General features: G+C 74.1%; 9 protein-coding genes and 1 pseudogene. 1 reads left to right on the top strand and 9 read right to left on the bottom strand.

The window, feature by feature from the left end; all coding sequences use genetic code 11:
• The 7 genes from CTKZ_RS17355 to CTKZ_RS17325 form a co-directional block, all read right to left on the bottom strand.
• Nucleotides 1-1650, bottom strand: a 1650-nt coding sequence (locus CTKZ_RS17355; RefSeq protein ID WP_148090513.1) for a hypothetical protein, incomplete at its 3' end; no start/stop codon positions are given.
• Nucleotides 1651-1849: 199 nt separating this feature from the next.
• Nucleotides 1850-2350 (bottom strand): flavin reductase family protein, encoded by a 501-nt coding sequence (locus tag CTKZ_RS17350; protein ID WP_124344118.1) that lies wholly within the window; start codon nucleotides 2348-2350, stop codon nucleotides 1850-1852.
• Entirely contained in the window at nucleotides 2347-2928 is a 582-nt protein-coding gene (locus CTKZ_RS17345; protein ID WP_124344117.1) for a hypothetical protein, read from the bottom strand. The genes CTKZ_RS17350 and CTKZ_RS17345 overlap by 4 nt, the downstream gene beginning before the upstream one ends.
• Nucleotides 2929-2933: 5 nt before the next feature.
• A complete protein-coding gene (locus CTKZ_RS17340; protein WP_124344116.1) occupies nucleotides 2934-3857 on the bottom strand; it encodes a PIG-L family deacetylase in 924 nt (307 codons plus the stop codon).
• A 5-nt stretch (nucleotides 3858-3862) separates the two neighbouring features.
• Complete coding sequence (gene typA / locus CTKZ_RS17335) at nucleotides 3863-5794, bottom strand: translational GTPase TypA (protein ID WP_124344115.1); 1932 nt, start codon at nucleotides 5792-5794, stop codon at nucleotides 3863-3865.
• 159 nt (nucleotides 5795-5953) lie between these two features.
• Nucleotides 5954-7759 carry an ABC transporter substrate-binding protein gene (locus CTKZ_RS17330; RefSeq protein ID WP_124344114.1) on the bottom strand — a complete coding sequence of 602 codons (1806 nt, stop codon included), beginning with the start codon at nucleotides 7757-7759 and terminating at the stop codon, nucleotides 5954-5956.
• 240 nt (nucleotides 7760-7999) lie between these two features.
• Nucleotides 8000-9898, bottom strand: a complete 1899-nt coding sequence (locus CTKZ_RS17325) for an ABC transporter ATP-binding protein (protein ID WP_235843536.1) — start codon at nucleotides 9896-9898, stop codon at nucleotides 8000-8002.
• 86 nt (nucleotides 9899-9984) lie between these two features.
• Here CTKZ_RS17325 and CTKZ_RS17320 point away from each other — a divergent pair, with 86 nt between their 5' ends.
• On the top strand, nucleotides 9985-10596 hold the full coding sequence (locus tag CTKZ_RS17320; RefSeq protein ID WP_124344113.1) for a PH domain-containing protein: 612 nt from the start codon (nucleotides 9985-9987) through the stop codon (nucleotides 10594-10596).
• Nucleotides 10597-10612: 16 nt separating this feature from the next.
• On the opposite strand, the pseudogene CTKZ_RS17315 reads toward CTKZ_RS17320, so the two are convergent.
• Both CTKZ_RS17315 and CTKZ_RS17310 read right to left on the bottom strand, forming a co-directional pair.
• A pseudogene (locus CTKZ_RS17315) lies at nucleotides 10613-11676 on the bottom strand (ABC transporter permease).
• Nucleotides 11673-13316 carry an ABC transporter permease gene (locus CTKZ_RS17310; RefSeq protein ID WP_200829797.1) on the bottom strand — a complete coding sequence of 548 codons (1644 nt, stop codon included), beginning with the start codon at nucleotides 13314-13316 and terminating at the stop codon, nucleotides 11673-11675. Before CTKZ_RS17310 ends, CTKZ_RS17315 begins: the two are co-directional and overlap by 4 nt.
• Between the last annotated feature and the right edge of the window lie 175 nt (nucleotides 13317-13491).

Genomic DNA, 13491 nt, shown 5'->3' with positions numbered 1-13491 from the left:
GGACGGCTGCGCCACGGCACCGCCGGACGGCGAGGTCCCGGCCGAGCCGGACGGCTGCGCCACGGCACCGCCGGACGGCGAGGTCTCGGCCGAGCCGGACGGATGCGTCGCGGCGGGTCCCGTCGGCTCTGTCGCGGCCGGACCGGTGGGCCCAGCCGTGGCCGGACCGGACGGCTCGCCCGAGGTCGCGCGCCCGGCCGGGACGGTCGCCGCGCCCTGCGCGCCGTCGCTCACGCCCCCGGCAGCCGGGAGGACCGCCGTGTCGTCGGCGCCCGTCACGCGCGGCACCGCACGGGTCGCGGTGTCCACGTCCGCGTCGGCCTCGCTCGTCGCCGGCCCGTCTGCCGAGCCGTCTGCCGAGCCGGGCACCGCGTCGGGCGGCGCCGGCTGCGCGGATGCGGCCGGGTCTCCGGCAGGGGCGGCGCCCACCGTCGGGGTCGCGTCCGCGGCGAGGGCTTCGCTCGGACGGAGAGGCTCGGCGGGCGACGTGGCGCGCGCCGCGGCCGCCTGAGCACCCCACACGGGCCAGACGGTCGACGACGTGTCCGCCGTGTCCGCGGACGCCGCGTCTCCCGACGCCGTCTCCCCGCCAGCCGCGGGAGCCTCGCCCGCCACGGGAGTGGACGCCTCGTCGGACGTCGCCGGCGCGCTCGCGTCGGCGTCGGGAAGCGCCCGGTCACCGGCCGGAGGCGCGTCGGCGTCCGCCGTCGGCGCGGACGTCGAGGCCAGCTCGACGGGCACGTCCTTCGTCGTGGCGGCGTCAGCGGGGATGTGCGCGGTCGCGTCGGTCGTCGCCGCGGGCGCGGAGGGCGCCGCGATGGGATCGTCGTCCGACGTGACGTCGTCCGCGGGTGCCGCCGCAGTCGCGTCCGCCTCCGGCGACGCGCTCGACCTCGGCTCGACGGGCACGTCGTCCGACAGGTCAGAGCGAGAGGGAGCCGGCGCGGTGGCGTCGGCCCCCGGCACCGCGCCCGAGTCCGACTCGACGGGCACGTCGTCCGGCGCGTCGGCGCCAGCGAGGGCGGCCGCGGTCGCCTCGGCCGTCGGCGCGGCGTCCGAGCCGACCTCGACAGGCGCAGCGTCGGACGTGACGTGGTCCGCGGACGCGGTGGCGGTCGTGTCGGCTGCCGGCTCGGACGTCGAGGTCGCGTCGAGGGGCTCGTCCACCGACGTCGCGGCGTCAGCGGGGGTGGTCGCGGCGGCCACAGCGGTCGGGGCGTCGGCGGGGGTGCCGTCCACCGCGTCAGCGGGGGTGTCGTCCACCGCGTCGGCGGGGGTGTCGTCCACCGCGTCGGCGGGGGTGCCGTCCACCGCGTCGGCGGGAGCGCCGTCCACCGCGTCGGCGGGAGCGCCGGTCGCGCCGACGACGGGAGCGCCGGTCGCGGTGACGTCCGGCGCGGTGCCCGCCGACGCGTCCGCAGCGCCCTCGTCGCCGGGGGCGGTCACCGCGGTCGCGGAGCCGTCACGCTCGGCGGCCTCGGGCTCCGCGGCCTGCTCGCTCCCGGTCTCGACGACGGCGTGGGCCTCCGTCGGGGCCTCGACCGCGTCCTCGCCGGCACGACGCGTGGCGTCGTCCGCGGTGGTCGCGTCGGCGTCGGCGGCGGGGGTCCCCGGCCGCTCGGAGTGGTCGCGGTCGGTCCGCTCGGTCATCCTGCTCCCCTGCTGGTGCGCATGGTTCGGCGCGTGGCTGCGCACTGACGCGCGCCCGCGCGAGTCTACGGTGCGCGCCTGAGGCGACGACGTGTTCGGTGCCGCGCGTCGGGGGTTCTCACCCGGCGCGCACGACTCTCACGCACGTCCCCCACGGGTCGACGGTCGAGGCCCGCCGGTCGGTCGTCGCGACGTGGTCTCAGCGGACGGGTCGGACGCGTCCGCGCAGGTGGACGAGGCCCCCGGCACCCGCGCGTCCCTGCTCGGCGGCGAGCACGCTGCCGACGACGACGTCGTGGTCACCGGCGCGGTGCACGTCCGCGGTGCGGCAGTCGAACCACGCGGCCGCGCCGTCGAGCCACGCGGCGCCCGACACGGGGGCGGGCCGGTGCGGGACCCGGGCGAGCTGGTCGAACGCGGGCCGGCCGGCCGACGCGAGCCAGTCGGCCGTGGGGGCCTGGTCGTCGGCGAGGACGGAGACCGCCCACGTGTCGACCTCGTCGAGGGCGTCGCGCAGCCGGGCGTCGACGTGGACGCAGAACAGCAGCAGCGAGGGCTCGAGCGACACGGAGACGACAGAGCCGACGGTCGCGGCGTGGTCGGTGCCGCGCCAGCGCAGGGTCACGACGGCGACGCCCGCGGGCAGCCGGCCGACCGCGGCCCGGAAGTCGTCGGGGGCGACGGTCGGGGTGTCGGTCATCGCGAGGTGCCCGGCCGCGCACCGGACCCGTCGTCGGGCTCGCCGCCGGGCCGGTCGCCGTCGGCAGGCGCCGGGGAGCCCTCGAACGGACCGCCGTCGACGGGCCGGGGCTCGCCGCCGACGACGCCGCCGTCGACGGGTCGGGCGTCACCCCCGCCCCGGCCTTCGTCGACCGTCTCGACGCCCTCGGTCACCGCGACCGGGCGAGGACGTTCGCCGCGCGGCTCGTCGCGGAACAGCGCGCGCGGAGCCAGGGCGACCAGGATCAGGACCCCGGCGGCGCCGACGACCCACACCCACCCGATGCCCTGCTGCGCGGGCACGAGCACGTCGCCGCCCGGTCCGGAGCGGGCCAGGGTCGTGACGCTGAGGAACATGCCGCCCGCGAGGCCCGCCACGGCGACACCCCCGCCCCACGCGCGGGAGAGGAGCGCGGCGCAGGCGACGAGCAGGAGGCACAGGACGACGCCCCACGGGGGCACGCTGCGGTGCATCGCGGTCCCGACGGCGCCGACGACGAGGCCGAGGACGAACGTGGACGCGGCCTTCGTGAGGACGTCGGTGCTCAGTGGCTGCACGGCGGTCAGGCTACCGGCCGGACGCCGGGCACCCCGGCGAGCACGTCGACGCGACCGGCGGCCACCCGGTAGCCCTCGACGGGGAGGACGGGTGCGAGGACGTCGTTGCTGAGGGCGTAGCAGCCGATCAGGCCGGGGGTCCCGTCGAGCGCGCGGACCCCGCGGACCTGGGTCGCGTGGGCGCGCATCGCGTCGAGCACGGCGGCGCGGACGGGCAGGACGTCGACCGCGAGGTCGAGCGTGTCGACCGCGACGGACGGGAGGGGGCCGTCGGGGTCGGGCAGCGTGAGGTCGCCGCGCTCGTCGCCGAGCGCGAGCGTCACGGAGCCGCCGGCCAGCGCGCGGTACGCGGCCCGCAGGTGGGCGCCGCGCTGGGCGGCCCACAGCACGGTCGGGTGCAGGTCGTCGGCCGCGACGAGCTCGACGGCGCGCATGGTCACGCGGTGCGCGTGCACGTGGTCGGGGTGCCCGTAGCCGCCGTCGGGCTCGTAGGTGACGACGACGTCGGGCTGGCGCGCGCGCAGGACGTCGGCCAGCCGTGCGGCGGCTTCGTCGACCGGGACGCCGACGAAGGCGCGATCGGGCAGGTCGACGGCCGTTCCGGCGCGTCCGGTGCCGAGCCACGCCATGCCGGAGTCCTCGAACCGCTCCCCCGCGGGGCCGCCCGAGTCGAGGAAGGCGTGGTCGGCGACGCCGAGCGAGGACAGCGCGGCCGCGAGCTCGCTCTCGCGGTGCGCGGCGAGCGCGGGCCCGTCGCCCTCGAGGTGCGCGAGCGCCTCGCCGATGACCTCGCCGCGCTCGCCGCGCGTGCACGTGACGACCGTGACGGGCCGCCCCGCGCGCGCCCAGGTGGCGAGCAGGGCGCCGGTCGACAGGGTCTCGTCGTCGGGGTGCGCGTGCACCGCGACGAGCCCGCCGACCGGCGCCACCGGCGTCAGGACTTCTTGTTGCGCGCGGTGATGCGGGCGCGCTCGGTCTGGTCGAGCACCACCTTGCGGATGCGCACGATCTCCGGCGTCACCTCGACGCACTCGTCCTCGCGCGCGAACTCCAGCGACTCCTCGAGCGTGAGCTTGCGCGGCGGCACGAGGTTCTCGAAGTTGTCCGCCGTGGAGGAGCGCATGTTGGTGAGCTTCTTCTCCTTGGTGATGTTGACGTCCATGTCCTCGTTGCGGGAGTTCTCGCCGACGATCTGGCCCTCGTAGACCTCGGACGTGGGCTCGACGAAGAACGAGCCACGCTCCTGCAGGTTGATCATGGCGAACGGCGTCACGGCGCCCGCACGGTCGGCGACGAGCGAGCCCGACTGGCGGGTCTCGATGGCGCCGGCCCACGGCTCGTAGCCCTCGGAGATGGACGACGCGATGCCCGTGCCGCGCGTGTCGGTGAGGAACCGCGTGCGGAAGCCGATGAGGCCGCGCGCGGGCACCAGGAACTCCATGCGGACCCAGCCGGTGCCGTGGTTCGACATGGTCTCCATGCGGCCCTTGCGCTGCGCGAGGAGCTGCGTGACCGCGCCGAGGTACTCCTCGGGGACGTCGATCGTCATGCGCTCGACGGGCTCGTGGACCTGGCCGTCGACCTTCTTCGTGACGACCTGCGGCTTGCCGACGGTGAGCTCGAAGCCCTCACGGCGCATCTGCTCGACGAGGATCGCGAGCGCGAGCTCGCCACGACCCTGGACCTCCCACGCGTCGGGGCGGTCCGTGGGGACGACGCGGAGCGACACGTTGCCGATGAGCTCCTTGTCGAGGCGGTCCTTGACCTGGCGGGCGGTGACCTTGTGCCCCTTGCCGCCCTTGCCCGCGAGGGGGCTCGTGTTGATGCCGATGGTCATCGAGATGGCCGGGTCGTCGACCGTGATGAGCGGGAGAGGGCGCGGGTCGTCGGGGTCGGTCAGCGTCTCGCCGATCGTGATGTCCTCGATGCCGGCGACGGCGACGATGTCGCCCGGCGCGGCGGAGTCCGTGGGGACGCGCTCGAGGGCCTTCGTCTCCAGGAGCTCGGTGATGCGCACGTTCTGGAGCGAGCCGTCGGACCGCGCCCACGCGACCGTCTGGCCCTTGCGCAGCGTGCCGTTGAAGATGCGGAGCAGCGCGAGGCGGCCGAGGAACGGGGAGGCGTCGAGGTTCGTGACGTGCGCCTGCAGCGGCGCGCCCTCGTCGAACGTCGGGGCGGGGATCTTCTCGAGGATCGTCGCGAACAGCGGCTCGAGGTTCTCCGAGTCCGGCAGGCCGCCGTCGGCGGGCTGGTTCAGCGACGCGCGACCGGCCTTCGCGGCGGCGTACACGACGGGGACGTCGAGGATCGCGTCGAGGTCGAGGTCCGGGACCTCCTCGTGCAGGTCGGACGCGAGGCCCAGCAGCAGGTCGGTCGCCTCGTGGACGACCTCCTCGATGCGGGCGTCGGGGCGGTCGACCTTGTTGACCACGAGGATGACGGGGAGCTTCGCGGCGAGCGCCTTGCGGAGCACGAAGCGGGTCTGCGGCAGCGGGCCCTCGGACGCGTCGACGAGCAGGACGACGCCGTCGACCATCGACAGGCCGCGCTCGACCTCGCCGCCGAAGTCGGCGTGGCCCGGGGTGTCGATGACGTTGATCGTGATGCCGTCGGGCTGACCCACCGCGGCCGCCGCGGGGCCGGCGTACCGGACCGCGGTGTTCTTCGCGAGGATCGTGATGCCCTTCTCGCGCTCCAGGTCGCCGGAGTCCATCGCGCGCTCGTCGACGTGGGCGTGCTCGCCGAAGGCGCCGGACTGCCACAGCATCGCGTCGACCAGGGTGGTCTTCCCGTGGTCGACGTGGGCCACGATCGCGACGTTGCGCAGGTCGGCGCGCACGCCGGTGACGGTCGTGGACTCAGGCATGGGTGTACTCGGCTTTCGCAGGTGGGGAGCGCGCCGGGACGTGGCGCCGGACGATTCTACCCGCCCGACCCCCGAGTCCGCCGTGGCGCCCGTCACCCTGCCGCCCGTCACCCCGCCGGGCGTCGCCCGCCCGCGGCCGCGATCCGGGCTCGGCGGTCGTCACGCGTCCGTGCGTGCCCAGTCCCACCACGACGTGAGGTCCGCGCGGCTCAGCGCGAGCGGCGGAACGGGCTCGAGCTGCGGGAGCCGGCCCTCGTCCTCCGGGTCCGCGTCGCGCGTCGCGACGACGACCGGCTGGCGCACGAGCGACAGCACGGCGGCCCCGTCCGCGAGCGTCGCGGCCACGGCGTCGAACGCGTCCGTCCGGGCCTCGGGGTCGACCATCGCGGTCAGCGCGTCGACCGCCGCGTCCGTCTCGGGCGACGTCCACCCCGTGACGTTCGTCGACCCCTGGGTGCGCCAGCGGGCCGCGGTCGCCGCCGCGCCCAGGTCCGACTGCGGCACGGGCAGCAGCGCGACGTCCCACGCGGACGGGGCGCCGCGCAGGTCGGCGACCATGCCGTCGGCCTGCTCGTAGCGGCGCACCGCGAACCCGGCCTCGGCGGCCTGCTCGGTCACGAGGTCGAGCACACCGAGCCGCACCGGGTCGGCGGTGTCGGTGAGGACGCGCACCACCACGGGTGTCGGGACCCCCGCGTCGGCGAGCGCACGCTCGGCGTCCGCGACGTCGGCCTCCGGGACGTCGACCTCCCCGACGTTCGCGCCCGCCGCGGGCAGGAGTGCGTCGGCCGGTGCGGCGTCCGCCCACAGCGGCTCCGCGACCGACGACACCACCGCGTCGCGCGGCACCGTCGCGAGGAACGCCTTCCGGACCGCGGCCGCCTTCGCGGCGTCCCCGTCGTAGGTCGCGGGGTCGAACGGGCCGCCGCCGGCCACCTGGAGCTGCAGCTGGAGCGTCGCGTCGCCGCCCGAGCGCGTCGTCACGTCCTCGACGTCCTCGAGCGCGTCCAGCACGTCGGCGGTGTCCGTCGGCGCGATCACGTCGACCTCGTCGTCGCGCAGCGCGGTCACCTGGTCGAGCGGGTGCAGCGCGGTGCGGAGCACGACGCGGTCGAACGCAGCCGGCCGCGCACCCTCGTACGACTCGTTCCGGACCAGGTCCACGCGCTCCTCGCCGACGACACGGTCGACGACGTACGGCCCCGTCGTGACGGCCGCGGTCGCGTCCTCCGCCAGCAGCTCCGCGGTGAGACCGGTCCGCCACGCGAGCGACAGCGACCGCAGGGCGCCCTTGTCCTCGCCCAGGATCGCGGCGCTGACCGCCGCCGCGGCCTCCGCGGGGTCGTCGATCCCCAGCACCGTGGCGCCGAGCACGTGCGCCGGGACGTTGACGTCGAGCGCGACCTCCCAGTCCGCGACCGGGACGTCGTACACGAGCGTCACGCTCGTGCCCTCGACGATCGGCACCGCGGGCACGTGCACCAGCGCGGGCGACGTCGCGGCGAACGCGACACCCGCGTCGAGCGCGTCGCCGTTCGTCACCTCGCCCGACGCGTCGATCTCGGGCGTCACGTCGTCGTAGAGGCCGCTGCGGGCCGCCCACTCGAGGACCAGGTCGTCGGGGGTCACGGGGACGCCGTCCGACCACAGGGCCGTCGGGGAGATCGTGTAGCGGACCGTGAGCGGCGAGTCCGCGACCTTCTCGACCGTGCCGAACGACTCGTCGAACACCGCCGCGCCGACTTCGTCGACCGACACGAAGCCCGACTGCGCGAGCGAGCGGACCAGCGTGCTGCCGGGCGTCCGCCCGAGCGTCGTCCCCGCGTTGAGCGACCCGAACGCGCTGCCGACCGCGACGACGACCGTCCCCGCCCGCTCCGGGTCCGGCTCCGGCTGCGTGCAGCCGCCGAGCACGAGCCCGAGGACCACGACGAGCGCGGCACCCCCCACCGTCGACCTGCGCACGCCTGCGACCTCCCGGATCGTGTGCCGCACGGGACTCCCCCGGCGGACGTCTCGCCTGGACGGTCTCACACCGCCGCCACCTGCGGATATCGGTCGTCACCACCCGGAACTGAACTCTGCCGGACAACTCGGGTACGGGGGACTCTCGCCACGCGGCGTCGCGCCCGCGAAGGCGCTGCCAGGACGACGAAGGCCGTGCCCGAGGAGCACCCGGGCACGGCCTTCGTCGGAGAGGGAGCGTCAGAAGCCGCCCTCGGCGCCACCGCGCGGGTCGGACGCCTGGCCCTGGCCCTTCGACTGCTGCTTGCGCAGCTCGGCGGCGTCCGCACCCGTGCCGTGCGCGTACGCCTCGGCCTCGGCGTCGGCCTGGCGCAGCGCCGCCTCCGCCTCCTCGATGAGCCGGTCGCGCTCCTCACGGCGCACCTTCTGCTCGGCGGGGTTGGGCACGGGCACAGCGGCGAGCAGGCGCTTGGTGTAGTCCTGCTGCGGGTTGCGCAGGATCGCGTCGCGGTCGCCGACCTCGACGAGCAGGCCCTTGTTCATGACTGCGATGCGGCGCGACAGGATCTCGACGACCGCGAGGTCGTGGCTGATGAACAGGCACGCGAAGCCGTACTCGCGCTGCAGCTCCTGGAACAGCTCGAGGACGCGGGCCTGGACCGACACGTCGAGCGCCGACGTCGGCTCGTCGGCGATGAGCAGCTTGGGGCTCAGGGCGAGCGCGCGGGCGATGCCGACGCGCTGGCGCTGACCGCCGGAGAGCTCGTGCGGGTACCGGTTGCGCATCGACCGCTGCAGGTGCACGCGGTCCAGCAGGTCCTCGACGCGCTTGCTCAGCTCGGCGCCCTTGGCGATGCCGTGCAGCTTGAGCGGCTCGCCGATGGACTCGCCGATCGGCAGACGCGGGTTGAGCGACGAGCCCGGGTCCTGGAAGACGATCGAGACGTCCTGGCGGACCTCGCGCAGCGTCTTCGGCTTCACGCCCGCGAGCTCGACGCCGTTGACCTTGAGCGACCCGCCCGCGACGGGCAGCAGGCCGACGGCGGCACGGCCGACGGTCGTCTTGCCCGAGCCGGACTCGCCGACGAGGCCGAGGACTTCGCCGCGCGCGATCGACAGGTCGACGCCGTTGATCGCCCGGAACGCGGGGATCCGACCGCGCGACGGGTACTCGATGATGAGGTCCTTCGCCTCGAGCGCGTAGCCCGTGGGCGTCGCCGCCGGTGCGGGCGCCTGGACGGGCGTCGCGGTCGTGGCGGAGGTCGAGGTGACGTCGTGCTCCGCGCCCGGCGCCTGGAACGTCGCCGAGCCCAGGTGCGGCACCGACTCGAGCAGCTGGATCGTGTACGGGTGGGTCGGCTGGTTGAAGATCGTGTCCGACAGGCCCGACTCGACGATGCGGCCGTTCTTCATGACGAGCACGCGGTCCGACAGGTCGGCCACGACACCCATGTCGTGCGTGATGAGCACGATGCCGGAGTCGATGCGACTGCGCAGGTCGCGCATGAGCTTGAGGATCTCGGCCTGGACGGTGACGTCGAGCGCCGTCGTCGGCTCGTCCGCGATGAGCAGCTTGGGGTCGCACGCGAGGGCCTGCGCGATCATGCCGCGCTGGCGCTGGCCGCCCGACAGCTGGTGCGGATACTTGTCGACCGCACGCTCCGGGTCCGGGATGTCGACGAGCTTGAGCAGCTCGATCGCGCGCTGCCGTGCGGCCTTCGGGCCCAGGTCGAAGTGCACGCGCAGGGTCTCGATGATCTGGAACCCGACGGTGTAGACGGGGTTCAGCGCGGTCATCGGCTCCTGGAAGATGACCGCGACCTCCTTGCCGCGCACCGAGCTGAGCTGCTTGTGCGTGAGGCCGAGGAGCTCGCGGCCCGCGAGCTTCGCGGAGCCGGTCGCGCGGCCGTTCGGCGGCAGCAGCCCGATGAGGGACATCGACGACTGCGTCTTGCCCGACCCGGACTCGCCGACGATGGCGAGGACCTCGCCTGGCCGGACGTCGTAGGTGACCTCCGTGGCGGCGGGGTACCACTCGCCGTCGACGAAGAACTCGACGGTCAGGTCACGGACCTCGAGGATGGGCGCCTTGCCGTCCGGCGTCGGGGCCGGGGCGTTCGCGAGGGTCTCGGTGCTCACTGGTCGAGCAGTTCCTTCCGTGCGGGGGCCGGGGCGGTCGCGCGGTGGCGCGCAGGCGGTCCGGAGCCGTCTGGGACGATGACCGCATGGTGGCGGACGTCGTGGAGTTCCGGCCGGGGTTCGGCCGATGGGTTGCCGGTGGTGTCGTGGTGCTGTGCCTGGTGGGCGCCGTGACGGGTCTGGTGGACGACGCGTCGACGACGCTCCCCTACCTGCCGCTGCTGGCGCTGGTCGCCGTCGGCGCCTGGGCCGCCTACTGGCGTCCCGCGGTGATCGTGACGCCCGCGGGCGTCGAGATCCGCAACGTGCTGCGGACCGTGGAGATCCCCTGGCCGGCGGTCCAGGAGATCGGCACCCAGTACGCGCTGACGCTGCGCACCGTGTACGGCTCCTACTCGGCCTGGGCGGCACCCGCACCGAGCGCCGTCCGCACCGGCCGCACGCAGGCGGGCGCCGACAAGAACCTGCCGAGCAGCACCTACGGCCCCGGCGGCGGCGTCCGCCCCGGCGACCTGGCCGGCACCGACTCCGGCGACGCGGCCGCGATCGTGCGGCAGCGCTGGGAGGAGGCCCGGGACGCCGGGCTCCTGGACGACCCGCGGTTCGAGCGCGAGCGACCGCGCGTGCGCTGGCACACCGGCACGATCGCCGCGCTGGCGATCCTGCTGGTGGCCAGCGTCGCGGCGCTCGCGCTCTGAACGGCGGGTCACGGGATCAGGCTCCGGCGGTCGCCGGGACGCCGGACTTGCGCTCGGCGCGACGCGACGCCCGGGCGAGGGCCCGACGCGTCGGGATGCGCCGCTGACGCGGGTCGAACGCGTCGCGCAGGCCGTCGCCGATGAAGTTGATGCAGAGCGCGATCGTCACGATGAACAGACCGGGCCACCAGAACAGCCACGGCCGCGTCGCGAACGCCGTCTGGTACTCGTTGATGAGGTTGCCCAGCGAGACGTCGGGGAACGCGATGCCGAAGCCGAGGTAGCTGAGCGCCGTCTCGAGCAGGATCGCCGCGGCCATGAGCAGCGTCGCGTTGACGATGATGACGCCGACCGCGTTCGGCAGGATGTGCTTGAACATGATCCGGCCGTTGCTCGCACCGGCCACGCGCGCCGCGTCGACGAACTCCCGCTCGCGCAACGACAGGAACTCGCCACGGACCAGACGGGCCATGGACGTCCAGCTGACCGCCGCGAGGGCGAGCGCCAGGGTCACGGGGTTGGCGCCGCCGACCCACGCACCGAGGATCGCGCCGACCATGATCACGGGGATCGTGATGACCATGTCCGTGAACCGCATGAGCAGGTTGTCCAGGCGGCCGCGGAAGAAGCCGGCCGAGGCGCCGATCGCGATGCCGATGGCCGACGCGAGCAGGCCGATGATCACCATGACGGTGAGCGACTGCTGCGTGCCGCGCATGACCAGCGCGAAGACGTCCTTGCCGATGTTGTCCTGACCGAACGGGTGCTCGCCGATGGTGAGGCCGCCCGAGAAGGACAGCGTCGGGGCGCCGCCGGAGTTGACGATCGGCGACAGGTCGGACGGCGAGTACTTCCACCAGCCGGGGATGGGCCCCAGCCGATCGACGTCGTGGCCAGGACGACGACGCACAGCAGGACGAACGCCGACGCCATGGCGCCGCGGTGGCGGAGGAACCGGCGCAGGACGATGCGGCCCTGCGAGAGCCCCTCGACCTCCTTGAGCTCGATCGCGTTCTCGACGACGTCGTGGTGCTCGGGACCGTCCAGCTGCTGGGGCGTGATGGGCGTGGGCGTGGTCATGCGTTCACCCGGATCCTGGGGTCGAGGGCGGCGTAGACGAAGTCCACGACGATGTTGGCGAGGACGAGCAGCGTCCCGACGACGAGGAAGTACCCCATGATCGGGTCGGCGTCTCTCGCCCCCAGCGAGTGGATGAAGAGCGAGCCCATGCCGCTCCACGAGAAGATCCGCTCGGTGATGATCGCGCCGCCGAACAGGGCCGCGATGTCGAGCGGGATGATCGTCGCGAGCGGGATCAGCGCGTTGCGGAACGCGTGCCGCACGGTGACGACCCGCTCCGGCAGGCCCTTGGCCCGCGCGGTGCGGATGTAGTCCTGGTTCATGACCTCGAGCAGGCTCGCGCGCGAGTACCGGGTGTACGACGCGAACGAGATGAGGATGAGCGCGATGGTCGGCAGGATCAGGTGCGTGAACCGGTCGAGCGACTCGACCCAGTAGTCGCCGTTGAGGCCGGGGGTCTGCGAGCCGATGGTCGCGATCGGGCGGCCGTTGATGTAGCTCGAGTCGCTGTAGGGCTTCCAGACCTGCATGATCCGGTCGACGAAGATCAGGCCGGCGACCACGAACGCGGTGATCGCGGCGTTGCGCATCGACTGGCCGTAGTCCGGGCCGCCGTACAGGCGCCCGACGACGAGGCCGACGACGACCGACAGCACGCCGAGGCCGAGGACCCAGAGGCCGTTGAAGCCCGGGACGACGAACAGGTACTGCAGCGGGAACCACAGCGCGACGCCGATCGCGACGACCGTCAGCGACGACAGCAGCGCCCGCCGGTTGTGCAGGCCGGTGGTCATCGCGGTGAGGCCGACGGCCGCACCCGCGCCGAGCACGGCGATGCCGACCATGCCGAGGCTCGGGTCGAGCAGCCAGCCGCTCTCGAGCACCGCGAAGATGACGAGGCCGGTCGAGAGCGCGGACGTCACGAACGTGATGAGCCGCCGTCGCAGGTCCCCGCCGATCAGCACCTGCCAGATCAACCCGGCCAGGACCGACAGGAACACGATCATCGCGGTGCTCAGCGTCGGGTCCGCGAGGAAGTCGTTGAAGCCGATGGCGCCCCACAGCTTGAGGAGCACCGCGACCCAGAAGGACGGCAGCGAGTACAGCACGAACGACATGAACGTCACCGAGTAGTCGAACCCGGTGTACTGCCGCAGCGCCGAGGCGATGCCGACGGTGATGCCGAGGACGACGGCGAGCACCGTGGCGCCGCCGACGAGCTGGACCGTCGAGGGGATCGCGCTCGCGAGGAGGTCCGTGACCTCCTGGTTGGTGACCCAGCTCTGGCCGAGCGTCCCGCGCCCGATCAGGTAGCCGAGCACGCCGGCGAGCCACTTGAAGTAGCGGATGACCGGCGGGGTGTCGAGGTCGAGCGCCCGGATGCGGGCCTCGATCAGCTGCTCCTTGTTGGGAGCGCTGCTGGCGTACAGGTCCTCGAGGGGGTCCAGCGCGTACGCGAGGAGCATGTAGACGATGAACGTCGCCCCGAGAAGGACGATCGCCGAGGACAGCAGACGGCGACCGATGAAGGTCAACGTCGGCGCGGAGGCGCTGAGGCTTCGGCGCCGGGGGGCCTGCGCGGCCGGTGCGGCTGTGGCCGCTGCCGGAGCCGGCGCGAGGCTCTTCTCAGAGGTGACCATGGGGTCCTGACCTCGTTCGCGTGGGGATGGTGGCGAAGAACGATTCTACGAGGGCTCGGCGGCGTCGGTGGTGCCGCAGGTCCCACGTCGGTGTCTGCCCAGGTCAGCGACCATGCGGTCGGTGCCCGGGCGAACGACGAGGGTGCCGCGGCCTGGTGGCCGCGGCACCCCCAGT

Source organism: Cellulomonas algicola (assembly GCF_003851725.1).
In the GTDB taxonomy this organism is placed as follows: domain Bacteria; phylum Actinomycetota; class Actinomycetes; order Actinomycetales; family Cellulomonadaceae; genus Cellulomonas; species Cellulomonas algicola.
Note: the sequence above shows the minus strand (reverse complement) of the source record. Positions and strands in the feature narration are given on the sequence as shown.

What these genes read in the sequence shown, in the direction of transcription:
- CTKZ_RS17350 (WP_124344118.1), bottom strand. Translation starts at nt 2,350, where the DNA reads ATGACCGACACCCCGACCGTCGCCCCCGACGACTTCCGGGCCGCGGTC.
- typA (WP_124344115.1), bottom strand. Translation starts at nt 5,794, where the DNA reads ATGCCTGAGTCCACGACCGTCACCGGCGTGCGCGCCGACCTGCGCAAC.
- CTKZ_RS17320 (WP_124344113.1), top strand. Translation starts at nt 9,985, where the DNA reads ATGGTGGCGGACGTCGTGGAGTTCCGGCCGGGGTTCGGCCGATGGGTT.
- CTKZ_RS17310 (WP_200829797.1), bottom strand. Translation starts at nt 13,316, where the DNA reads ATGGTCACCTCTGAGAAGAGCCTCGCGCCGGCTCCGGCAGCGGCCACA.